Origin of the sequence: Streptomyces sp. NRRL WC-3626, from assembly GCF_000718785.1 — a bacterium.
Lineage (GTDB): Bacteria > Actinomycetota > Actinomycetes > Streptomycetales > Streptomycetaceae > Streptomyces > Streptomyces edwardsiae.
The window spans coordinates 270,253-293,501 of record NZ_JOCA01000002.1 but is presented as its reverse complement, the minus strand read 5'-3'; the positions used below and the strand labels follow the sequence as shown (position 1 = coordinate 293,501).

Sequence of the window (23,249 nt, the reverse complement as noted above, 5' to 3'; positions counted from 1 at the left end):
ACGAATGTGCGGGGCAGCCTCGGTCAGGTGGGTCATGGGGTGCCTGCCTGTCAACGTTCGTTGGTGCGGATCAGCAGATCCGCGGGGAAGTCGCCAGCGCCGGGCGAGAGCAAGGCCACGAGACCGTCGGTGCCGATCCTGACGATGGTGTCGGTGCGCCCGGCGATGCCATCGGTGATCGAGAGCGACCTCGCCGCGATGCGGTCCGCCGTCGCTCCTTCCGGGATCAGCACCGAGTCGCCGGCGCGAAGTGGACGATCGAAGTAGTCGTGGACGGAGTCCGGTTCCGCGTCGGGGAGGGAGATCTCTTCGCACCCAGTGAGCTGTTCGAACACGGCCTGCGGGATGACCAGTGCTTCGCCGAAGGTCACCTTGGTATCGTCGGTGCTGCCGACGTAGACGATCAGCGGTTCACCGTCGTCGGCGAGCCGGGTCACCCGGCCGATCGCCAGGGACGCGTAGGACTCGTGACCCTTGTCGATGCTGGGCTCGGCGACGATGACGTAGTCACCGGGTTTGGGTCGGTCGGTGTTATGGAACATGCGCCGGCTCGATTTGGATGTGCGGGCATCGATGCTCATGACGGACCTCCATCCGGATCTGCAAATTCCGTGATCCGATCGAGCAGGCTACCGATGAGGCTCCAGAGCTCGTCGTCGTTCTCGTGCTCGGCCAGCCACTCGGCTGCCTGCACGGACCGGTCGTCCTCGCGGTCGCGCAAGGCGTCCGCGAGGGCCCGCGGTACTGCGTTGTCCCAGACAGCAGGCACAGCCCCGTCGACGATGCTGATGGCGCTGCGGACATGTCGCTTGCGCTCAAGCAAGTCCGCGCGCTGGGCGCTGCGTTCCTCGAAGCGGGCGAGGTGCGCCGCGCAGCAACTGTCGAGCGGTCCGGGTTTCTCGGTGTCCCGGTAGGAGCTGAGGTACCGGTCGGTCTCGGCGGATTTGTCGTACAACGCGTCGAGGGCGACGCTCTGCTGGCGTTCGGTCAGCTCGATGCTGATGGTGGGTTCGGTGGCCGTCATCGCGAAGCCTCTTTGTGGTCGGACGCCACGCCCTCGGCACAGAGCCTGCCGAGGGCCATGAGCACGTCCATGCGGTGCCCGCCCCAGTGGACGGTCCGCTGACCCTCCAACTTGACGGTGATCACCGGGGTCTGCTGGTAGCCGAGCTTCTCAGTGACGTGGCGGTGGTTCTCGTCGCCCGGCTCAAGGTCGACCTTCGTGTAGGCGATGCCTTTGCCGTCGAAGAGCTGTATGGCTTTATCGCAGTTCGGGCAGTCGTGCGGGCCGTAGATCGTGATCGTCGGCAGAACACGCATGGTCCGCGGGAGGTCCATGCTGTTGACGGGAGGCATGCGAATGCCTTTCTGGCTCGTGTGGGAGGGACTGCGGCTGTGTGGAGGCGCGGTGCGCAGCTAGGGCGCGACGACGGTGACGCCCTCGTCGAGCACAGTGCGGATCTCGTCGATGCGCTGCTGGTCGATCTCCGTCGTCGATTCAGCGGGAGAACCGGCAGCATGCTGCTGCACATGAGTGCGCTGGGCGGAGGTCCTCCTCTTCTTCGGCGGCACGCCGGCGTCCATGGAGATGGTGACGGCGCGTGCGGTGCCGCCGCTGCCGTCGGCCATGTCAGGGATCAGCTCACAGAAGTAGTGGCCGGCCTCGATGTCGAGTGCTTCGTCGAACTTCCACCCGGTGATGTATGCGGTTCCGCTGGAGTTGAGCCCACGGACTTCGTAGACGTGCTCACCGGTCTCGTTGTCGGCGCAACGCTGCAGCATGAGCTTGCGGGCGTCCCGGTCCACAAGGACGACGAGCTTCATCGTTGGCACGTTGCCCGGCCAGCGAGCACTGTCGTCGCCTGGCGTGGGACGGAGCCAGTCCCGCGTGCCCGCGGACAGGGTGATCTGCGAGCGTCCGTTCTCGCTGTGGAGCACGGTGAGCTTCGCTGGTCCCTGCTTTCGCCGCGGCTGTCCCAGGTCAGGGCGATAGATCTCGAAGGGCATGATTGCGGTCCTTTCAGAGGCCGGTCAGGAGGGTGTGCCTGGGTCAGCCGGCGAGGTGGTGGCTCAGACGCGCGATGTACGGTCGCCAGCCGGTCTTCCCACGAGGGGTAGGTCTGGCGGGTGGTGCCGCTGTAGGCCTGCATCAGTCGAGCCTCCTTGGTGTCCGGTTGGCGGCCGATGCGTGTCCCAGCTGGTGCACTGAGGGGCCTCATCGGTGTCTTGCCCGGGGCATCGGCGATCAGCGTCGCCCTCGCGTCTGGCCGGTGGCTGCAACGCGTCTTGTTCGGTGCATCACCGGGACTCGGAAATGCCACTGCCGAGACGTCGATGGACAAGAAGGGAACAGGCCGGGTGCACGAACACCCGGCCTGTTCCGGTATCAATCCCGCACCTGGGTCGGCTATGCCGACCCGGACCGCCGAGCCCAGCGCCCGTAGGACGCGAAGCCGAGGGGATCACGCTGTCACCCATCGAAACGTGACGCGAAGTTCTTGCTCTACCGGAGGTCGGTGATCTTCTCCATGAAGGAGTCCTCTTCTTGATCATGCGTGTCGGTGAGCGGTCGCCGAAGCGACAGCCCAGCTGTGGGATCACAACCGGGCTATCGTCGGATGGGTGCGGGTCAGACCCGCTCGGAGGCCCAGAGGTCGTTGAGGTCCTCGCGGATCTCTTCTTCCAGGGCAGCGAGGAGTGCCTGCTCGGCGTTGAAGTCCCCGGACACGGCCTGGATGAGGTCGTCCTGGACCTGCTGCTTGCCGGCGAGCACCGAGGGCATCCGCTCGTCCTGCGTACCCTTGGCAATGAGCCGATGGATTGTCACCGGCTTCGTCTGGCCCGTGCGGAAGAGCCGGCCGTTGGTCTGCAGGTAGTGCTCGAGCGAGAAGGGCAGCGTGTACCAGATCAGTGTCGAGCCACCGTGCTGCAGGTTCAGGCCGTGCCCCGCGGCGGCGGGGTGGAGCAGCATCACCGGGATCTGCTTGGCATTCCACCGGCGGACCATGTCGCGCGAGCCGTCGAAGGCCTGCGCGTCGATGCCGGCCTTCCGGAGCCGCGTGAGCAGCTGTTCCTTGTCGGACTTGAAGTGATAGGCGATGAGCACGGGCTCGCCGCCGTTGTTCCGCACCAGGTACTCGGTCATCTCGATCTTCTTGTCGTGGATGACCTCGTAGCGGCCCTTCGTGGTCGGGTCGTCAGGATCCGCGGTGTAGAGCGTGCCCGAGGCGAACTGCATCAGCTTGCTCGTCAGCACCGCCTGGTTCGCGGCAACGATCGATTCGACGCTCTGCGTCAGCTTCCCGTCGTCGTCGGTGTAGGTCTGCACGATGTCCAGGACCAGGTCGCGCTTGAAGTCCTTGTAGGCCTGGAGCAGATCCGGCGGGAGCGTGACATTAACGTCCTGGATGCTGAGCGCCGGGAGCTGCAGGCTCGTGTTCTGCGCGCTCATCACCAGGTGCGAGATGGCCTGATGGATCTCAGCCTCGGCGTTTGCCGTGGGGATCCATTTCGCCGGCGTCGTGGTGCCGGGCACCATCTTCGGCGTGAACCAGCGGTTGCGGTACGCGGTGATGTTCTGACCTAGCGTCTGGCCCTGGTCGAGCAGGTAGACCTGGCTCCACAAGTCGTGGAGACCGTTAGGGCTGGGCGTTCCCGTCAGCTCGATGAGTCGGTTCATGGCCGGCCGCACCGTCGCCAGGGCCAGGAAGCGCTGCGAGTCGTGCGACTTGAAACCCTGGGACTCGTCGATGATGACCGTCTGGAAGGGCCAGATGATGGTGTTCTGGCCGTTGATGTTCTGGACCGGCAGCTGGTCGACCAGACCGAAGCGGCACTGAGCGCAGCCTGCGCCGGAACAGGTTCGGCAGTCATAGGCTTCCCACGCCACCAGGGCCGACTTGAGCAACTCCTGAATCCAGGCGCGGATCTTGGCCTTGGCGGGGACCCGGTTGTTGGCGTTGCCGGCGACCAGAGCACGGTACTCGTCGATCAGCTCGTCTCGGCCCAGTGGCCCGCGTACCTGGAACAGACCCAGGATCGCCGTCGCCTCCGGTGAGACGGTCGGGGCAGGCACTGCGCCCGGCACTGGCGTGATCAGCTTCGTCTCCTGGGACGGCTGAGTCAGCAGCTCCTGGTTGATGAAGTACATCGTCGGCGGATCTGTGGCGACTTCCTGGAAGCGCCTCAGGCGCTTGGCCTTGGAGAGCTTCCTGTCGTTCTCGTCGACGATGAGCGACTTCGTCCGGATGGGGAAGCCCCACTTCTCGATCTCGTCGATCCAGGTGGAGCGGGCGATCGCCACGGGCGCTATGACGAGGATGTGACCCATCGGGCGGATCGTCTGCAGGACACTGAGGGTCGTGAGCGTCTTGCCGGCCCCAACGCCGAGCCACGCGCCGGCGAAGGGATGGTCAACGAGGAAGTCGTGGATCTGCTGCTGATGCGGCATCAGCGAGATCGGGGACGGAGCAGTAGCCGTAGTCATGTCGCTGGTCATCCCTTCTCTTCGAGTGAGTGGTCAGGCATGGAAGGCCTTTTGAATGAGGGCGAGTCGGGCATGGGCCTCGTCGGCTCTCTGGTGCGAGGGGTCGAGCCCCCCCGTCGCACTGCGCGGGGTCGAGACCTTTACTGCGCGCCCTCGGTCTCCAGCTCGTGTCGACCCTCGCTTCGAGCCGCGTGACGCGCGTTGGCTCCAGGGGGCGGTCGGGGACGCCCTCAGGCGCGGGTGCGGTCGGTGGCCTGCCGGTCGCGGAAGGTGTTGATGAGTGCTGCCGCGGCGCCCTCGGGGGAGCGGTAGGGGTCGGTGATGCCGGGTCCGGTCCAGCGGCCGTTGTCCGTACGCCGGATCGGGCCGGCCTCGCTGTCGTCCACGAGGAGGGAACGGGTGCCGGCGTCGGTCTCGGGGCCCAGCTCGGCGTCGTGGAGGGTGGTGAGGATCGTGCGGACGCTGCCGTGGCGGCTGGCGTCCTCGAGCAGCAGGGCCGTGGCCTCCAGCCGGGCGCTGGTGTCGGTGGCGATGGCAGACAGTTCCAGGGCCAGGGTGCGGACCTCGGCCGCAGTGGCGGAGGCTTCGACGTTGCGGGCCGCGGCGGCCAGTTCGTCCAGGGCGGAGGCGGCTGCTCGGCAGTCGGCCCGGTTCTTCGCGCAGGGACCGCTGGGAAGCTGGGCCGCTGCTGCGTCGAGCGCTCCGAGCGTGTGGAGGGCGCTGGTCGGCAGGGAGGGGAGAGCGCGGACGCCGGCCTGGACGTCGCGGTAGGTGCGGAAGGCGGTGGCGAGTGCCCGGTCGGCGGTGTGAGGGTCGGGGAAGGGGCCGTCGAGGTCGGAGGGCGGCTTCGACGCGGTGGCGCCGAGGCGGGCGGTGACCAGTTCGGTGAAGGCCAGCAGGCGGGCGAGGGGGAAGGCCATCCATTCACGTTCGTCGCCGGTGGCGTCGGAGAGCAGGGCCCGGGCGGGTTCACGGACCTGGTCCAGGAGGCGGACGACGCGCAGGCATCCGCCGCGGGTACCGGACGCGTCGTGCTCCCGCACGATGGCCTCCAGGCCGTCGAGGATCGCGGCCACGTGCGGCTGGCGCAGGGCGTGGAAGAAGTAGGCGCGGGCGGCGGAGTCGACGATCTCCTGGCGCTGGAGCGGAATGGGGGAGAGCGCGGCCCGGGCCTCGAAGACACTGGAGTACGGCTGGTGCTCTGCGTCGGCCGTGGCGTGCAGGGCGATATGGAAGACCCCGACGTCCTCGGCCGCCCGCGGAGCGTCCGTGCGCCGGGGGCCGACATCCGTTCCGACGCGGCCGCGGTAGGCGCCGCCGGCGGCGTCGACCTGGCCCACGACTAAGTCGTTGGCGTCGACGACTTCGGCCGATGCGGAGCCGTCGGCGGGCGGGCGCAGCCGGAATGCCGGGAACGCCTGCAGGACCGGGCTGTTCATGGGTCTCCTCTGGTGGTGGAAGTCGGGCCGGCGCGGGCGGGTGCGCCGACTCGGGGCGAGCGGATGGTCAGTTCGAGGTGCTCAGGGCGGGAAGGTTGCGGACGCGCGGGTCGGGCCCGAGGGCTTCGCGCACGCGTTGCAGCACTGCCACCGGGTCGTCAGGCTGCTCGACTGCGCCAACCTGTCCGTCCTGCTCGTTCAGTGCGGTGTTGATGACGGTGGGGTTCTACTGCCGCACCTTGTTGCGGGCGTCCTTGTCAGCCTGGTGATGCTGGTGGCTGAGCTGCTGGACGTGGCTGAGGTCGCCTCGGCGGGCGGCGGCACGCACGTTGAGGGCGAGGGCGCGTAGCAGTTCGAGTTCGCCGACGTAGGCCTCGTCGTCTGGCGTCTGGTAGTCGGCGATCTCCTCGAGCTGGGTGATCGCGTCGTTCCAGCCAGTGCCGTACCAGATGGGTCCGGTGAGGGCGGTACAGGTGACCGGGATGGCACGGAGTCGGCCGATGCACTTCTGGATGACCTCAGTGCGGTACGCATCCAGCAGTTCGACGATCTCTGCGTCGGCAGTGGCGAGCACTCCGGGGTGATTGATGATCCGATCGCGAGTGCTCATGCGGCACGCCCCGAGCAGCGGGCCGTGCGCCGGTTGGCGTCGTGGACGCTGCACCTCTCGCGGCCCTGCTTGCGGGCCCACCACGTCTGCGCGACGTCCGTCTGCGCGTTGATCTGCGCCATGTGCCCATTTACCAGGCCGATCACGGTGGTGGCGTAGCCGACGACGTACAGGCTGATGAAGACGGTGTCGGGCTCGCGCAGCATCCCGGAGGAGAACTCGTCGCGCTGGCCGGAGTCTTTGGTCTCATACTGCGGTTGCCGGGCCGCGGCTATGTATGTGTGGGTCATGGTGCTGCTCCCTGTTGGTCGGATGAGGTCTTGAGGAGGTGCGCGATGAAGACGTCGACGCTCGGCTTGTCGTCGACGACGTGAACCTCGGCGCCGTGGCGGCGCAGCTTGGCGTGCGTGAGCTGTTGCAGCTTCCGCAGCTGGCCGCCGGGGCGTTTGACCTCGACGAACACGGTGCCGCGGGGGGCGACGACGATCCGGTCGGGCACTCCCCCGCGGGCTGGTGAGACGAATTTCAGGCACAGGAAGCCGTGCGCCCGGCACTGGCTGAGGAGATAGTCCTCGATGGTGCTCTCTCGCGTGCGAGCCATCAGCGCTGTGCCGTCTCGTCCGAGGAGACCGTCGGCACGCCGTACTTCAGCTCACTGGGATCGACGAGGCGGAAGCCCGAGGAGTGCTTGTGCATCCGGGAGACGCTGATGGTCGAGCGCCTCGTGCCGTAGTGGGCCCGGACCCGGGCCCTGCCGTTTTTGACGAACTCGACGACGACGCGGCGCTGGTTCTGCCGGGTGTCGAGGTCCTCCCAGATCTGACCCGGGCAGACCAGGATGCCCTCGCGGGTCGTGTTCTTTTCCTGCTGGACCTGGGCGTCGTCGTCCTCGGCGGAGGTGTCGGTCGCGGCACTCACAACTCGTCGCCCCCCTCAACGGTGCGGACGGGAAGTGTGGTCTGGAACATGACGTCTCTCGATTCTCTTGCCATGGCGAGCAAGACTCGCCTTCATCCGAAATTCGAATCGGGCCCCGAGCAGCGTCGTGTCGGCACGGCCCGGCACCCTGCGGTCCGATGGTGGAGCGGGGAGCTGATCAGGCGGCGTTCTTCCAGTTCTTGGTGAACGTCTCGTCGAGCATTCGGGTGTAGATGCCGAGATCGAGCGCCCCGATGAGCTGCTCGACTCGGGCGGCCGGCAGCGCGCGGAGGTCGTCGTTGACGACGATCACCGACCAGTGCGGGTCGATGCCGTTGATCCGGCGGATCACGACGTCCTGGTTATCGGGCAGCAGCGTGAGGCCGTCGGAGATGCTGGCCTCGCTGCGGTTCTTCGCCCACCCGTGGTGGCGCAGGATCTCCAGCGCGATCGGGTCACGTCGCACCCCGGCGCTGCCGGACTCGCGGCGCTTGCCCTGGCTGGCCGGGTTCACCTTCCATGCGCCGGCGTTGTGCAGGCTCACGGCACCATCAGTGCCGTCGTGGACGATGAAGACCCGGTTGACCATCTGCAGGGCCCGCGGGTTCACCAGCTGCGCATCGGCGTCCTCGTTGTCGTCACGGTCGGGCGCGGCGCTGACCGGGTCGGCGGCGAACGGGTAGGTGATTGATCCGCGCGAGGCGGCGAGGACGTTCTGGAACAGCAGCAGCGTCCGCACGGGATCGGCCGGGTCGATCGCCTCCTCGATCATCTTCCGGCCCAGCACAGGATCGAACGGCTCGGCGAGAGCCTCCTCTCCCCTGCTGGCGACGGTCTGCAGGTAGCGGGCCAGGGCGAAGTCGATCACGGCCGGGTGGGCCAGCGACTTCGTCGGGGTAGGACCCGCGTGGCAGGCCAGCGTCCCGCCGGAGGCGGTGATGATCGGGCTGTCGGCGACGCTCCGGTCCTCACTGGGCGACTCCAGCTCGAGCCGGTTGTTCGAGTCCTTGCTGATGAGGAACATCAGCTCCGGTTCGATGTCGATGCCGATGGCGGCCTGCTGCTCGGCGAGCACCCGGTTGTTGGTGGTCTCATCGAAGCCGTTCTCGCCGCCGACGACGGAGTAGAGGCCGTCGGTGTTCGTCGAGATGATCCGCGCACCGGCCAGCGTCTGGGCCTGCCCGATCCGCCAGCTGAACAGCTGGCCGATGATCCGCATCGAGATGGTGCGGTTGTTCATCCTGATCGGGGTCCGGTGCGCGGCGTCAGCAGCTCCAGAGGCCGAGTTGAGGATCAGCTTGGTGCCGTTGCGCAGGGTCGTGAGCCGGGCCTTCTCCTCGGAGGAGATACCCGGCTTCTTCATCTCGAAGCCCAGGCGCTCCTTCTCGAAGAAGATCGTCGTGTAGCGGTCCGCGCCCAGCTCGGGGTTGTAGAACGCCCTCATGTTGCGCAGCAGGTTCGGGTAGTAGCTCGTGAAGTCCTCATGGATGACGAGGCCTGCCGAGGTCCGTGCGAACTTCGGGTGCAGCTTGGTGGATTTGTCGGCCTTCGCAGTGAACAGCGTGGGGGCCTTCTTCGCCGGCTCATCGCGATAGACGGCCTTGACCGCCGAGGTGACGGCCAGGACTATCTTGCCGTCGAGCACGGTCCCGTCGGCCAGGCGCACGTGCATCGCCTCGGTGTCCGGGCGCTGCGTGTCCAGCAGCTGGGCCGGATCCGGCACTTGGGCCTGCGCACGCGCGAGCTGCTCGGCCTGGTCCTGGTCGCCCTTCTTCGACTTGCGGTACTTCACCCTTTTCGGGTCCGAGCCCAGCAGCACGAGCCGTTTGTCGACGGTCGTCCCGTCGGGCAGCGCGAGCAGGTTGTGCTGGCGCTTGGCCTCGGCGACGAAGTCCTTCGCGTCCGGGTAGAAGAGCTTGGCGAGGCCGATCATCGCTGCCTGTTCTCGGTGCTCGAAGGAGTCGGCGTCGAAGACTGTCATGTCTGCCTCGGCTCCGTGGATGCCGCCTGTGCTGAACGTGGCGAAGCACGATGACGGAGAGGCGTCACGGTGGAAGTAGGGCACGTTGTTCGGGGTCTTCGGCAGCTCGCGCAAGGACTTGGCCGGGAGGTCGAACAGGTCGCGGTACTCCTCGGAGTCGTTGAAGTTCTGTCCCTCGATCGAGCGGTAGTAGTTGACGACCTGCATGAACTGGCGGTGCGCCTGCGCCTGTGCCGGCGTCGCGGATGGGTCCTTGGCAGGGTCGGGGGCCACGTTGTCCTCGAAGAAGCGCACGCACTCGTCGAGCACGTTGACCTGGGAGATGCCCTGCTTCTCGGCCACCTCCTTGGCCGGATAGAGGAACGACACGGCCTCGATGTCGTTCAGCGAGGTGTACGGCGCGAGGATGCGGCCGACGAACTTCGCGGAGGACGAGTCGATGGTCAGGCGGTCCCGGCGCACCGAGCCGTTCTTGGCGTAGACGGTCTCGGAGTACTGCGCCAGCAGACCGGCCTTGAGGTCGAAGTTGCTGGCGTAGGCCGGGTGCTGGAAGAGCTGGGCCAGGCCCAGGCAGTCGGAGACGTTGTAGGCCAGCAGCTCGTAGAGATCCTCGATCGCGGCGATCGAGGTGTCGTGGCTGAGCTTGTCGGACTCCTTGATCTGGCGGCCTAGCATCCCGAGCAGGCGCTTGAGGCTCACCTTGGTCTGCAGCTCGTTGAGACGGGCGACGTCCAGGTGCCGGCCCGAGTGCATCATGGCGCGGCGGATCTTGGCGGCCGGGCCGTCCCAGCCGAGGTAGCCGGGCATGTACTCGATGTGCTCGTTGAACAGTTTGTCGTTGTGCTCGCGCATCTCGCGCGCGGTGGTCGGCTGGACAAGACGACCGGAGTGCGGAGCCGGGAAGGTCTCCATCAGGTACAGCGCGAGCATGGTCATGTCGTAGTTCAGCGAGTTGTACCCGGCCAGGAACGGGTGCTTCAGCGGGTCGTACTCGGGATCCGTGTCGCAGACCGGGCGCAGGCTCGCCGGATAGGACGAGACCTCGCTGCGGTCGTTGACCTGGTCGGCGTTCGAGAGGCCCATCAGCTCGGCGAGGCGGAGGTTGCCCCGCTCGCCGCGCAGGTTCCACAGCTGGACGCTCACCGCGGGCAGGCCCGGGTTGGAGCGCACCACGGCTTCATAGAGCGCCTGCGGGTCCACGGCGTCGGAGAGCTGCTGGTTGTCGGCAAGGAAGAAGATCTCCAGGTCGTCGACGGCTCTGCCCGGCCGCGGGGTGTAGGCGCACAGAGTGAAGACGTCCGACAACGACTCGATGTCGTAGAAGGTGAAGCGCGCCTTCGAGGCCGTGACGGGTGTTCGCTGTGTGGTCATGATGGGGATCTCCTTTCGTCGGTCCGACCATCACGGCCGGCGTCTGGGGAGGAGGCGCGCGCGGCCTCAGAGGGAGTCGTGAGGAGAGCGCCGGCGCGGGGTATGCATGCGCCGGGACGCCTCACTCATGAGCCGGGCCTCTCCACGGGGTCTGCCGTGATCTGCGAGCGGACGATGAGGTGGGTGATCCACTGCTCGCGCTCGACGTCGGACATCGCCGTGATCAGGCGGGCTTGGCCGCGGGCGAGTTCGAGTACGGCATGGGTGAGTTCGCCGAGTGCGCCAGCCGTTTTAGCCATGGGTGCATCAGTCCTGCTCGTCAGTGGTGTCGTCGGTCGGGGCGGATGGGCCCGTCTGCCGGAGCAGGCCGCGGTAGTTGGCCTGCAGCATCGGCTGGGATTTCTTCTTCGGGTCGCTGCCGGTGTAGCTCGGGTGCATCCACTTCTTCAGCTCGTACTCGGCGATAAGCACCTCGGGGGTGTGCATCATCTGGCCGGGCCGGATCTTGCGGTTCTTGTCCGGGCAGTGCCACAGGGCATCCGGCCGGACGATCGCCACGAGGTCAGTGATGAACTGCTTGTTGCTCACCGGGGAGCCCGACGGCGAGACGTCGGCGAACCAGGCCTTGTACAGGTCATAGAGGAACGTGAACGGTGCCAGGTCCCAGACCAGCCGCCCGCGGAACTCTTCCCAGAAGGCGCGCACGGGGTCGTTGACCTCCTTGTACTCGGCCAGGACTTCCTTGGTGGCCACCGGCTCTGAGAGCTGGTAGTAGTCACCCGGAGATGACGCGCCGGCGCGGTTGACCGCGTACCAGAAGACGTACTCCAGGACCTCGCGGCGCTGGAGGTAGTCGTCCTTGATGTACTTCTTCTCGGCTCCGGTGAAGCTCTTGGTAAAGGGCACAAAGAGCTGCCGGCGGTAGAACGACTCGGACTTGTCCTTCACGCGCGGGAACTCGTTCAGGCACTGGACCATGAAGCCGAAGAACTGGTAGGCGATCGGCATCCGGTACTTGCGGTTGATCTGGATGACGTCGTTGGTCACGATCGCCTTCAGATTGGCCGCCTTGTCGATGAAGGTGCCGACATCGTTCTCGTCGACGATGATCGCGTTGGCGCGCACCAGCGGTTCGAGCGCGAAGTCCTTGCCGAAGTCCGAGAGCGGAATCGAGGTGTGCGCGCCGCTGCCGACGAGGTTGCGCATGAGCGCGCAAAGCGTGCCCTTACCGTTGTTGCCCTGCTCGGAGTAGAACCAGGCGGTCTTACCCCAGCGCACGTGCGGCCGGATGATCGCGCCGATGATCTCCCAGATCAGGTCGGCAAGACCCTCGTCACCGGGCTGGTCGAAGAGCTCTTCGATCCAGGCGCCGACTTCCCAATCTCCGTCCTCAGGGTGCGTGATGACCTGCCGCGGGGCGTCGTCCACGTAGTCGACGTCGTTCTTGGTCAGCAGCACGATGGCGGGGTCGAAGGGGTGGACCTGCTTGGGCTCGAAGTGGAAGTCCTTGCCGAAGATCGTGACGTCCAGCGGCTCGGTGCCGTAGAAGACGATGCCGTTGCGCGCGGCGATGAAGTCGCGGTTCGTGCTCTGGTGCCGACGCGGGCTGTCCTCACGCAAAACGGCCAGGACCTCGGCGAACTCCTTGAGGGTCAGCTGGGTGTTGTACATGCGCGCCGTGGTGCGGATGTCGTCCTCGCTGGTGGTGTACGTCCCACGCGCGCGGCCCGCGGCCTGGTACATCGCCAGCAGGTCGTACTCACGGTCGGTGTCCTTGGCGTTGGGCGCGATCCGGATGACGTGGTGCAGACGCAGGAGGATCTGCGCGACCTGCCAGTACGTCAGATATCTCGGCAGGGGGTACTTCTCGGCGGCCACGGCCGCCTTGAAATTCTCGGCCTTGACGACCCCGCCCACGATCGCCAGCAGCTCCTTCTCCAGCACGCGAGGCGTCGGAGGATCGGTCGGGTCGATCTGGTCGAGGTAGGCGGCGGTGACGTAGGTGACGATCTCGTTCTGCGGAGCCATGTCGTCGCGGCTAGAGAAGTACCCCATGACGCTGGCCAGGACGTCGGCGACGGGGTTGGTGCGCGGTCCGGCGTTGGAACCGGCGGCAGGTACGGACATGAGGGCATCAGGAGGCGTCATGTTGCTGCTTTCTCGATCATGATCGAGTTCCTGCCGGCGATGAGTGGGAAGCCGATTGGACTCGTAATCGAACGAAACGTGATCTTGACCCTACGTCATCCGAGTGCCCTTTTTCAACGATTGAGCCACCATCCAACAAGAGAGTCGACTGATGCCGCGAATGGTGGCTAATGGAGGCCCAAAGGGCCACCGACAGGGACTGGAGAGAGCGCGACCGCCACGGCCACGCCACACGCGTCGCGCGCCTGGGTGGGACATAGAACCAGCGACTCGTCGGGCGCATGCCCCACGGAGGCTCTGGCTTCTCGTGCTCGACCACGCACCCGCGGGCGGCGTGAGCCGCCCGGCCCGCGGTCGAGGTTCGGAGGAGTTCTTCTGACCGGTCGAGCCAGCTGCCACCAGAGCATCGACCGGACGCTCTCCAGGAGGATCCCGAGAGCCGCACGCCCGCATACCCTCTAGGGGTAAACGAGCGTGTACCACTTGACGTGGTACACCTGTTCCCCCAGGTCAGAGCGAGAATTCCGGGAGTTCAAGAGCAAGGTGTACCACGTGGCCCTTTCTACGTGGTACAGGTGTTTGCCCAGGTCAGGAGGTGTTTATATACCCCCCGTACCACTTGTACCAGGAAATAGAGACTAGATACACGCGCAGGGGGGATAAGAGAGCAGACTGGCGAGCTGGGGCTGGAGCCGCCTGGACCGCTCCCGAACGCGTCCCCTGTGTAAACGGTCAAAAAAGCGTGGTACTCGTGGTACATCGACGGGAAATGCTGGGCGACCAGGTAAAACGTCGTACCACGTCGGCGCTCCTATGTGGTACATCCGATGCGAGAAAGAGCCTTGCGGTCCAGGTGTTTTCCCAGGTCAGACGCTGCTTTCGGGTGTGTACCACGTCTCGTGGTACAGCTGGCAGCTCGATGCGCCCAGCCCCCTGGCGACCAAGTCGAGGCGGACTTCCACTCCGAGCCGCCGTGCGGCTCCCAGGCGGCGCGGCCGAGCCTCAGCGGGACTGGACATCCTCGGCGTCCTGAGGCTCACAAAAGGCTCCTTACGCGTCCTCCGAGCGCGAGTCAGAACTCTGTCCGAGCCGTTCATCCATGAGGCCCCACTGGAAGCGAGGGAGCATTTGACTGGCATTCGCTGCTCATTGCGAGTGATACACGTTAGCTGCTATCGTTGACGCCAGGTGATCAATGTTGCACTGGAACGTGGAAACAGAGAGGCCGGAGAGCATCCCCGTGGGAAGGGAGCTCTCCGGCCTCTTTGCATGGTGCTGATGAGTGCGAGGCGTGGATGGCGCGAATCTCCCAGGGGTGACCAGCCTTCAGCCTCGCTGGTATCCCGCATTGGAGGACTCGGGACTGCGGCTACGGGATCGCTCGTCTGCTTCGACGACGTAGAGGATCTCGTAGGAAATCGTGGTGTTGAGGTTGAGCCGGTTCGTGCTCTGGCTCTTCTCCATCGTGATCTTGCGGAAGCCGCGAACGGCCTCAGCGCGATCGAAGAACCGGCGCAGCCTAGAGTTCACGCGCTCACGGGCCTGTTCGGCCGTGACGCCCATGTCGGAGACGACGAAGACATGTGTGTGACCGTGCTCGAAGGTGGGCTTCTCACCAGTGTCGAGGTCCAGACGGATCTTCGCACGGCTGATGTCGAGCGCGTCGGGACGGACGAGCTTTCCTCGTGAGTCGTACGTACAGGTGCTGACGATAGCCATGACGAGATCCTCTCCTCTCCTGATGAGTATGACTGAATAGATACTTTCAGTCACACCCCCGGTGACCGGATCACCCCGGTCACCACGAGCATGCCCTCCGCACGAAGGACCGGCGGCTGAAAGGCCGCCAGGTCCCGCACGGAGGGCACCATCGTGTTTCAGAAGAGGCTGAGTCACCCCGCTCACTGCATCGCGGACTCGCCTCCCGCGCCCCGGACTGCGCCAGTCGCAGTCCCGCCGGCGACCCGCCGGTAGAGCCCCAAGGCACAACCAGCGAAGGCCAGGCACAGGAACACCGCGGAGACGGGGTTCGCCAGAGCGCCGAACGCCTGTGCCGGGACAAGGGCGGCAGCGAGGTTGAAGCCCAGGTGCAGGAGCACGCAGGGCCACAGCACGCGCGTGCGTTCGTAGACCAGGGCCAGGAGCACCGCCAGTGGCAGGGTCGAGGCGAACTGCACGGCGTTGCCGTGCAGCAGGCCGAACACCACGGCGGTGACCAGCGTGGAGGCGAGGATGCCCACCCGCTTGCGCAGCAACGGGTAGATCAGCCCTCGGAACAGGGCCTCCTCCCCCACGGGAGCCGCGACCAGGGTGAGCAGAAGAGTTGCCACAGCTCCGGCCGCGTGCCTCGTCTGGTTCGACGCGTCGAAGCCGGCGGACCCGGCCGTGACGTAGATCCACAAGGCCAGCGACTGGCCGGCGAGGAAGGCCAGGACCGCGCAGCCGAGGACGGGCCACCCGAAGCGTGGGATCTCCGGCCTCGGCCGCGGGGCCGACGCATGCGCGAGCCACCGGGGCCGCTGGATCCTCACCGAACCGACCAGGACGACAACAAGCATGCCCAGGACGGCGGTCGCAACGATCGGCTCTCCGATGAGGAGGACTGCGACGGTGCCGAGGACGAGGTAGACCGCGACGGCGACGAACGGCACGAGGACGCACCACCCGATGCCGATCAGACGCGAGGTGATCGGTGAAGTCGTCAAGGTCTCCTCCTCTACGGGGCTCAAGCAGCCGTGATGATCTGTTCGTTGATGACGGCCTGCACGCGGGTGTCGCCGCGGAAGGTGTTCAGCTGCAGCGTCGCCGTGAAGCGCAGCGTCCCGAGCTCGGTGCGGCTGGCGCGCTGCACGAAGCCCCGGAGCACGTCGAACTTCTCCTCGGCGACGTTCCACCACAGGCAGGACAGGCCGGACCGGGTGACCAGACGCAGGTGCTGCGATTCGGATCCGATCCGGTCCACGCGCAGCCCCAGGGGCTCGATCGCGATCTCGACGACAGGAGCGGTGAAGCCGTGCCCGAAGGGCTTGAGCCCCTCGGTCCGGCGCACCAGCTCGAACAGCGGCTGCAGATCCTCGAGGCCGGCGTCGCAGTCGGCGTCCGGGCCGAGTACCAGATCACCGCTCGGTCCGTCGGTGCTGACGGCGAGCAGGGCGACCTGGGTGGCCTCCTGCAGCACGGCGACGAGGTCACCGAGCTTCTCGGCCTTCGCGATGCGGACGCCGCAGGCCTGCTGGTGCCCGATGGCGCTGAGACCGTCGTGCGGCTCCAGGCTGGTGATGATGTCGAACCACCCCGGCGCGCGACCGGAGCCGCTGACGAAATCGTCGGGGCCGGCGGGCCGGTTGACGACGACGATCGGGTGGCCGTTGAGCTCCATCATCCGGTTGGCCAACAGCCCGTACATGCCCGGGTAGGCGTCCGAGAAGTACACCCACGGGGCCAACGGCTGGTCCCCGGTGGTGAGTTCTTCCATGTGCTCGATGACCAGCTGCTTGCGCAGATCGTTGCTCTCGATCACCTGGTGGGCGACCTTGAGCTTGACGTCAGCACCGGCGGCCGTGAACACCGCGAAGCACGGCTCAAGCGAGGCCCCCGTGCGGCGCGGGCTGTTCATCGCCGGGGCGAGGTAGAAGCCGAAGAAGCCCTCGTCGAGGTCGTCGACGTCTCGGATCTTGCCGATCTGCGCGAAGGCCTTGAGCACGATCGCGAAGCCCTCGAAGGCCCGGAGGAAGACCGGATGATGTGGCTCGGTGCGCAGCAGCTGCATCAGGATCGACTGCTCGACGTCGATGGCATCCGGGTCAGCGTCGAACCCACCCCAGGGATTGGGGATCGTCTTCGGCGCGGCGACGCGCAGCAGACGGGCGATCGAGATCGCATCACGCACCAGCTGACGGTTCTCGTACAGCACGGGCATGACGTCGGAGACGGTGCCCAGGCCGGCGAACAGGCGCAGCAGGTGGATCTCCCAGAGCTTCTCGGGCCGGTGCACGCGGGTGTAGGCCTCGATCACCTGGTAGAGCACGTGGGCACCGCAGATCCCGGTGTGGGCGTAGGTCTCGTCGATCCGGCACGGGTCGACGGTGATGTCCGCGGTCGAGCCCGGCGCGAGCTCCTCGTGGTGATCGGTCACCAGCGTCGTCCAACCCAGGGCACGCGCGGCGGCGATACCGCGGTGGGAGTTCACTCCCCCGTCGCAGGTGAGCAGGACCCGGGTGTCGGGCCACTTCGCGTGGATCTCGGCGATGTCCTCGGGCGCGAGCTCGTGACCGCGGCGGTAGTCGGGCAGGTGCAGCTCGACGTCGAAGCCGAGCTCGGACAGGCCGGCGTAGCCGAGGACGCCGGAGGAGATGCCGTCCATGTCGAAGTCGGGGGCGATGGTGATCTTCTTGCCCGTGGTCCGGGCGCCATGAAGGGCCTCGACCATTTCGGCCAGGTCCAGGAGCTCGTCGTGCTCGGTGGACTCGATCTCCTTCAGGTACTGATCCGACCACCCCCTGCGCTGGCACAGCAGCTCGAAGAGGTCGGTGTCCTCGTCGGTGAGCGCATGGTCGTCGACGGTATGGAGTGTGGACATGGTGGGACCTCTCATCGAGGTTGTTGGTCGGTGGAGAACGGGGTACGTGACACCCCCCGCATTGCTGTGATTTTAGCAGTTTCATTTACCTTTTCTGCCAATTCAGCAGTGCCTTCGAGTCCCATTTGGGCTCCGAATGGCACTCTTATCTCGAATGGCTTCGACAGACTTTCCAAGGTCCTTGCGCATCAGCTACTCTCGCCGGTATGGCCATTCGAAGCATTGTCGAGTCAGATCTCAGTGGTAAGCCGGATGCGGCTACGGCGACCTTCGGCCTGGGTGACACCTGGTACGAAGTCGACCTCACAGCTGAGGAACAGAAGAAGCTTGAGGAGGCGCTGAAGCCATACCTGAAGGTCGGCCGGAAAGCCGGGAAGGCGGCGCCAGTCAAGAAGCGAGTCGTACCCGAGACGACTGCCGAGGAGCGCGACAAGATCCGTGAGTGGGCCAAGAAGGAGGGCTACGAGTTCGCGGAGCGGGGGCGCATCCCGAAGAAGGTCATGAAGGCCTACGACGAGGCGCACGGCATCGATCGGAGCAAGTAGCGCTGAGCCTGGTGTTCGCCTCCCGGCCGACTTTTCCCATTCGTCCCTGAAGGGCCCTGCAGTGTGCTGCGGGGCCCTTCGCGTGTCCTCAGAACGGATGGATCACGTTGGTCGTCATGATCCCCGCAGCTCGCGCGCGAGCCCTGCAATGGATGGCGCCGTGCGAGAAGTGCCCCGGCGTATGCGGCATGAGCTGCTCCCGGCCTCGCTGCGGGCATCCGGGCTTCCGGCAGAGGTCAAGGAAGGCCGTGCACAGCACCTGAGCCCCGGCACCGCGGAAGACCTGGGCGGCGTCGACCATCTCCTGGTTGCGCTGGAAGCCGGCCCGCTTCCCATGAGCCGACCAGGCGGCGGGGAAAGTGCGGATCTCGAAGCCGGCGGCCCGCCACAGGCGCTCGGCCATGGCGTCGGCACCCTCGGCGCAATGTCCCGAGATGAGTACCGGCCGGGTGACGTTCTTGGGACCCCAGTCGCGCCAGGCGTCGTTGAACGTCTCACGCATGCTCTTCTCGTCGTTCCAGCTGCGGGAACCGGTGACGAGGACGACGTGCGAGAACGATTCTGGAATCATTTCAGCAATCATTCGAGTCTCCTCTCCTTGTGACTCGGAGGTCTCCACAGCCGGAGTCGAGAGCTGTGGCCACGATGTCTGGACAGGCGGCGGCCTGCATGTCGCTGGCTCATACCGGCCGGCTGGTACCGGGTTCGATGACGGCCAGGTCCTTCTCCCGGTGGAGCTCGACGCGGATCTGATCGTCATCACACATCGGCGTGAGGTGGACGGTGTACATCCGGTCATCGCTGCGGGAGGCGTGCACGGTGACGACCGTGCCGTTCTCGCCGTTGGTGAAGTCGACGTTGCCGATGCCCCCGGCTTCGCCGGAGCGCATCACCTCGGCGACGGCTTCGCTGTTCGGTTGCCACAACTTCGGCTCGCGGCGGGCTCCGGTGTCGTAGGGCAAGATTTCGGGCTGAGACTGCGTCCTGGTGGCGCCTCTTCGTGAACTCGGGTGCGGGTGGCGACCATCGAGTGCGGACCCCGGTGGGTCCGTGTGATCTCGATGTTCGACCCAGCCCCGTGCCAGCTTTGCTGGCTGACGACCCGGAAGATCTCGATGGCGTGATCTGCTCCTGGATGGATCGCGTGGCGAGCCGTCGCACGGGTCGTCACTTCTCGCCTGAGCCAGGCGCGCAGCGCCAGGCGATCCACCACTGCTGCACCCTTTGCTGCCGTCGTCGAGACCACATCTGTGGACAACTGCAGCGGGGCAGTGGTGGGGCTTCCTCTCTCAAGCGCAGCGCTGGGCATAGCCGGAGGGAGCGCCAGCGACCGACGGACCGGCGAGCGAAGCGAGCGGTGGAACCCGTCGGCTATGCCGACTAACACGTCCTCGGAGCGCAGCGGAGAGGCCGAGCGGAGCGAGGGTCCGCAGGACACGTGTTATCAGGTTCCCTTATGCCCTTTGCTTTCTTGCCGTCGTCCTCGCTGTTCCACGGCTGGAGCGTTAGCGGAAGCCTGGAACATCAGGGGAAACGGTCCGTACCCTCTTGACCCGTACCCCTCCCCCTTTTCCGCGCAGCGGGGGTACGGGTCTGGCTGTTTCGCCTGGTCATTGCACCTTCTGGCTGTACTGCTGTTTTGCCGTCCGTGATACGGCCGTACCCCCATGCTGATCCGTCCTCGTGAGGCACGAGCGAGGCGGGGGGTACGGGTCTGCTCCTGACGGGGCGCAGCCCCGGTTCATCGCCCTGCTGCCGTCGGCGGCACAGCCTTCGCCGCGCAGCGGATCCGTCCTCTCGCGACACCGTCGCTTCGGCTGTGGACAACGCTCTGCTCCACCGCTCGCTGCGGCGGCGCAGCCGGCCTCGCCCCGTCGCGTTGTGCTGGCTGCACCGACGTGGATTCACCTCGCTCCGGTCGTTGCTCCGGTGCTGCCGCGGCAGCGTGCCAGCACCTCATGCACCGCGTCCGAGGCGGGCGTTCGGCACTACCTTGTCGACGCACGTTCCGGCCCCGGGCTGTGCTCCGTCTCGCGCTTGCGCGGCGAGCCCGGGGTGGTTCTTCGTGGACGCATCAGAAGAAGAGAGGCTCGGCTGCTGCGACCAGCTGCCCATCGGGCACAGCGAGCAGCTCCAGCGTCATCGGGCCGTTGTCGTCTTCCTCCAGGGGCTGCTTCCACAGCAAATGCCTCTGCTCTTTCTCTACCCCACGGGCCTTTGCTGCGGAAGCAAGTCCTTCCTCGCACGTTCGCTGTGTGCGGGGGTCTACTCCGCCTTCGCTCCTTCTCCCTCTGCTCTCCTCTGCGCGACCATGACGGCCCGATGACACCCCTGTACCGACCGTCGCAGCGGCGCTGTGCCAACACTGGGCTGACGGCTCGCCGACGGCTGTGCTGGCTCGCTCCGCCGGCCTTCCGTGGCTGCGCTGCCGCGCCTGCCGACGGGCTACGGCAAGGGGCACAGACAGGCTTCTCGGCCCCATGAAACAGCGTCTCTCGCGCGTCTCCGAGGTAACTCATCGGGACACGCAGGGGACGCAACTGGGACACGCATAAGACGCCTACTGCTGCCGCTGGGTCTCTCAGAGTCCCGCGCACGTCCTCACGGTGTCTCGTGCACGCTCCAACAGTGGCGCCCCGGCGTCGCACACGGTGCCCTCGAAGGGCTCGTCCGTGCAGGGGTACCGGGTTGCGTCTCGTAGGAGACACCACCTGGACGCCAAGGAGACCTCATTCGTACTCCAATGCGGCTCCTCGGGATCAGTGTTGTGACCGCGGGTGTCTCGCAGGCGTCCCGCGTGAGCATTTGCCGCATCACAGGTAGAGCCCATAGGCGCACGGTGCCGGCGGCCTGCGTGCGGTCGCCCCTGGTGGAGGCACGGGGGTGTCTCACAAGTGTCCCTTCCGGTACTCGATAGGGACTCCGACAGCGTCTCTCTTGCGTATCGAATGGGACTTGCATAGGACTCAATAGGGGCACTAGAGTGAGCTCGCGTTGATTCGCATTCGAGAGGAAACGCGAAGGGCGGTGAGTCCATATGGCAGAGCGAGAGGCGTCCGGCGAACGACCGGATGAAGCGCAGGTGCGAGTGGCGTGGCGAGGTGAGTGCAATGGCGAATCAGCCGGGTGAACCTCGCAAGGTCCGCTGGACCGTGCCCGCTGCCGACACCTCGGTGATCGAGTGGCTCGATCAGCAGGAGAACATCTCGCAGTCGCTGCGACTGCTCATTCGGGAGTCCATTCAGCGCGACGGATACATCGATGTCTTCTACAAGCCCGTCGATCAGCTGCCGCGTCGCGGCCGGCCGCCACTGGAGAGCAGCGAGCAGCACGAGGACGACGAGGCCACAGCCGATCGTCGTCCGGCCGCCAGGCCGGTTCAGCCGCAGTCCGCAGTCGCCGACGAGGCCGAGGTCGACACGGACGCCGTCGTCGAGAAAACAGCACCAGCGCCGTCAGCCCAGCCCGAGCCGGTTCCCGCACCGGTTGAGACGGCCGAGGAGCCCGCGGCAAACGCCCCCAGCGCACCGCCGGAACCGCCGAAGCAGGCATCCATCGACGAAATCATGGCAAGCACTCGGCGCTGAGTAACGCGGTGAATTTCATTTTCCAGGCAGACAACACAGACACCGAGGGGCCGAATTCATGAGCGCCAACAGCAACGACACCATCACTCTCACCGGCGGCATCGACGTCGGCAACGGCTACGTCAAGGGCGTCATCCAGAACACGAAGCAGGGGACTTTCGACGAGATCGATCTGCCCAGCGCGGTCGTCTCGACTTCCCGCACCTCGCCGAAGGTGCCGCTCCCCGACGCGGATGCGGCCTCCGTGCTGGCCGGCGACTTCTACAACCAGATCGACTGCTCGCTCACCACTCCCCTGGTGGCGGCGTCGGACCGCCGGATCTTCGGCCGCGCAGCGCTGTCTGTGCGCGGCTCGAAGTTCACCGAGTTCGAGGTGCTGGGTAAGCACTCCAAGGCCGATCAGGAGCTGAGCAAGGTTCTGGTCCTGGGTGTCTTCGCCGCGAAGGCCCTGCGCGACTACGTCCGCGAGAACGGCGCGCTGCCCGATCACGAACTGCGCGTGCAGGTGCGCGCCGGCCTGGCGTTGCCGATCTCTGAGTTCGTCGCGCGTCGCCATGCCTACGCCGCCGAGTTCATCGGTCTGCTGGGCAGCGCGGATCCGACGGTGCACCTGGTGACGATCAAGAACTTCAGCACTCCCGTCTCGGTGCGTCTGCAGTTCGTCGACGTCCAGGTGATGGCCGAGGGTGCCTCCGCGCAGTTCGCCATCACCGACAAGGGCGAGCCCCTCGCACAGGCCCTGCTCGATGATCTGCGCGCCCGTGACGCGTCCATCGTGGAAGGTGTCTCTGCCTCCGATCTGGTGGCGGTGCAGAACACCATCGGCGTCGACGTCGGCGAGGGCACCGTGAACTTCCCGGTCTTCACCGACGGCCGGTTCAACCCCGAGGCGGCCGACACCCTCGAAGAGGGCTACGGCACCGCGCTGATGAACGCCATGGAGCGCATGAGCGAGTCGGACGCCACGCTGCAGTTCTCCTCGCGCAAGCAGCTGGCCGACTTCCTCCACGCGGAGCCGTCGGTGCTGGTGAAGAACCGTCACCAGCGCGCCGCCGGCTTCGTCGAGGACGAGGCGAGCTACCTGGTCGATGAGATCGTCTCCTCCTTCGGTGACGTCCTCTCCCAGGCCGGTGCGACGACCGAGGTCGTCTACGTCTACGGCGGCGGCTCGGGCCCGATCAAGCATCTGCTGCACCCGGCGCTGCTGAAGGCCGCGGGCGATGTGCCCGTGCTCTACCTCGACTCGAGCTACTCGCGGCACCTGAACCGCGAGGGCCTGTACATCGCGGCGCGCCACGTCGAGCAGCAGACCCTCGCCGCGAAGTCCGCGGGCAAGCGCAGTAAGGAGGTGGCCTGATGTGTGAGGCACTGGATGCGACCTCGAAGGCCGAGGTCGAAGAGATCAGCAGCCGCATCGAGTTGTCAGATGAAATCGTGCTCGAGTTCATCCGCGATGGGGCGTTGGTTCTGCTCTTCGAGCAGGCCCGGCGGAAGCTGCTCAAGTCGGATGAGGAGCTTCCGGGCTCCGCCGCAGTCCTCGCGGTCGGCTCGAAGAGCAGCCCCGAGCCGGGCGCATGAGCGGGTA

Annotated in this window: 22 protein-coding genes; 4 read left to right on the top strand and 18 right to left on the bottom strand. The window is 66.2% G+C overall.

All coding sequences use genetic code 11. The annotated features are described in order from the left end of the window. Positions 1-50: 50 nt before the first annotated feature. From IF28_RS0104080 to IF28_RS0104000, 16 genes are all read right to left on the bottom strand, one after another. Positions 51-581, bottom strand: a complete 531-nt coding sequence (locus IF28_RS0104080) for a hypothetical protein (protein WP_158713653.1) — start codon at positions 579-581, stop codon at positions 51-53. Beyond that, the gene (locus tag IF28_RS0104075) at positions 578-1,024 is read right to left on the bottom strand and encodes a hypothetical protein (protein WP_030213976.1); all 447 of its coding nucleotides are present in this window, start codon (positions 1,022-1,024) and stop codon (positions 578-580) included. Before IF28_RS0104075 ends, IF28_RS0104080 begins: the two co-directional genes overlap by 4 nt. After that, positions 1,021-1,356 (bottom strand): glutaredoxin family protein, encoded by a 336-nt coding sequence (locus IF28_RS36080; protein WP_037892481.1) that lies wholly within the window; start codon positions 1,354-1,356, stop codon positions 1,021-1,023. Before IF28_RS36080 ends, IF28_RS0104075 begins: the two co-directional genes overlap by 4 nt. A 60-nt stretch (positions 1,357-1,416) precedes the next feature. Then, positions 1,417-2,007: a hypothetical protein gene (locus IF28_RS0104065; protein ID WP_030213973.1), complete on the bottom strand. Its 591-nt coding sequence runs from the start codon at positions 2,005-2,007 to the stop codon at positions 1,417-1,419. A 622-nt stretch (positions 2,008-2,629) separates the two neighbouring features. After that, the gene (locus tag IF28_RS0104060; protein WP_234324909.1) at positions 2,630-4,498 is read right to left on the bottom strand and encodes a DEAD/DEAH box helicase; all 1,869 of its coding nucleotides are present in this window, start codon (positions 4,496-4,498) and stop codon (positions 2,630-2,632) included. 218 nt (positions 4,499-4,716) lie between these two features. Further along, a complete protein-coding gene (locus IF28_RS0104055; protein ID WP_030213967.1) occupies positions 4,717-5,925 on the bottom strand; it encodes a hypothetical protein in 1,209 nt (402 codons plus the stop codon). A gap of 226 nt (positions 5,926-6,151) precedes the next feature. Then, complete coding sequence (locus tag IF28_RS0104050; RefSeq protein ID WP_158713652.1) at positions 6,152-6,535, bottom strand: hypothetical protein; 384 nt, start codon at positions 6,533-6,535, stop codon at positions 6,152-6,154. Next, positions 6,532-6,825 (bottom strand): hypothetical protein, encoded by a 294-nt coding sequence (locus IF28_RS0104045; RefSeq protein WP_030213961.1) that lies wholly within the window; start codon positions 6,823-6,825, stop codon positions 6,532-6,534. Before IF28_RS0104045 ends, IF28_RS0104050 begins: the two co-directional genes overlap by 4 nt. Then, positions 6,822-7,136 carry a VRR-NUC domain-containing protein gene (locus IF28_RS0104040; RefSeq protein ID WP_030213954.1) on the bottom strand — a complete coding sequence of 105 codons (315 nt, stop codon included), beginning with the start codon at positions 7,134-7,136 and terminating at the stop codon, positions 6,822-6,824. The genes IF28_RS0104045 and IF28_RS0104040 overlap by 4 nt, the downstream gene beginning before the upstream one ends. Further along, positions 7,136-7,453 carry a hypothetical protein gene (locus IF28_RS0104035; RefSeq protein WP_006378714.1) on the bottom strand — a complete coding sequence of 106 codons (318 nt, stop codon included), beginning with the start codon at positions 7,451-7,453 and terminating at the stop codon, positions 7,136-7,138. The genes IF28_RS0104040 and IF28_RS0104035 overlap by 1 nt, the downstream gene beginning before the upstream one ends. 178 nt (positions 7,454-7,631) lie before the next feature. Beyond that, positions 7,632-10,805 (bottom strand): hypothetical protein, encoded by a 3,174-nt coding sequence (locus IF28_RS0104030; RefSeq protein WP_030213952.1) that lies wholly within the window; start codon positions 10,803-10,805, stop codon positions 7,632-7,634. A gap of 125 nt (positions 10,806-10,930) precedes the next feature. Next, positions 10,931-11,104, bottom strand: a complete 174-nt coding sequence (locus tag IF28_RS39085; RefSeq protein WP_006378624.1) for a hypothetical protein — start codon at positions 11,102-11,104, stop codon at positions 10,931-10,933. Between the two features lie 7 nt (positions 11,105-11,111). Beyond that, positions 11,112-12,932, bottom strand: coding sequence for a DNA primase family protein (locus IF28_RS0104020; protein ID WP_234324907.1), 1,821 nt, complete (start codon positions 12,930-12,932; stop codon positions 11,112-11,114). A 1,347-nt stretch (positions 12,933-14,279) separates the two neighbouring features. Beyond that, on the bottom strand, positions 14,280-14,672 hold the full coding sequence (locus IF28_RS0104015) for a hypothetical protein (RefSeq protein WP_030213946.1): 393 nt from the start codon (positions 14,670-14,672) through the stop codon (positions 14,280-14,282). A 182-nt stretch (positions 14,673-14,854) separates the two neighbouring features. Then, a complete protein-coding gene (locus IF28_RS0104005) occupies positions 14,855-15,658 on the bottom strand; it encodes a CPBP family intramembrane glutamic endopeptidase (protein ID WP_158713651.1) in 804 nt (267 codons plus the stop codon). A gap of 20 nt (positions 15,659-15,678) precedes the next feature. After that, positions 15,679-17,532 (bottom strand): DHH family phosphoesterase, encoded by a 1,854-nt coding sequence (locus IF28_RS0104000; RefSeq protein WP_030213942.1) that lies wholly within the window; start codon positions 17,530-17,532, stop codon positions 15,679-15,681. A gap of 206 nt (positions 17,533-17,738) precedes the next feature. On the opposite strand from IF28_RS0104000, the gene IF28_RS0103995 reads away from it, so the two are divergent. Continuing rightward, positions 17,739-18,077, top strand: a complete 339-nt coding sequence (locus IF28_RS0103995) for a histone-like nucleoid-structuring protein Lsr2 (protein WP_006378738.1) — start codon at positions 17,739-17,741, stop codon at positions 18,075-18,077. Between the two features lie 88 nt (positions 18,078-18,165). On the opposite strand, the gene IF28_RS0103990 is transcribed toward IF28_RS0103995, so the two are convergent. Beyond that, on the bottom strand, positions 18,166-18,696 hold the full coding sequence (locus tag IF28_RS0103990; protein WP_030213938.1) for an SLOG family protein: 531 nt from the start codon (positions 18,694-18,696) through the stop codon (positions 18,166-18,168). Between the two features lie 61 nt (positions 18,697-18,757). Next, positions 18,758-19,039, bottom strand: coding sequence for a hypothetical protein (locus tag IF28_RS0103985; RefSeq protein WP_030213936.1), 282 nt, complete (start codon positions 19,037-19,039; stop codon positions 18,758-18,760). Positions 19,040-21,187: 2,148 nt separating this feature from the next. Between IF28_RS0103985 and IF28_RS39080 the strand changes: the two genes are divergently transcribed. From IF28_RS39080 to IF28_RS0103965, 3 genes are read left to right on the top strand one after another with little or no spacing between them, the layout of a single operon-like run. After that, positions 21,188-21,664, top strand: a complete 477-nt coding sequence (locus tag IF28_RS39080) for a hypothetical protein (RefSeq protein WP_158713650.1) — start codon at positions 21,188-21,190, stop codon at positions 21,662-21,664. 58 nt (positions 21,665-21,722) lie between these two features. Continuing rightward, on the top strand, positions 21,723-23,021 hold the full coding sequence (locus IF28_RS0103970; RefSeq protein ID WP_030213930.1) for a ParM/StbA family protein: 1,299 nt from the start codon (positions 21,723-21,725) through the stop codon (positions 23,019-23,021). Then, positions 23,021-23,242: a hypothetical protein gene (locus tag IF28_RS0103965; RefSeq protein ID WP_030213927.1), complete on the top strand. Its 222-nt coding sequence runs from the start codon at positions 23,021-23,023 to the stop codon at positions 23,240-23,242. The genes IF28_RS0103970 and IF28_RS0103965 overlap by 1 nt, the downstream gene beginning before the upstream one ends. The last annotated feature ends 7 nt before the right edge of the window (positions 23,243-23,249 follow it).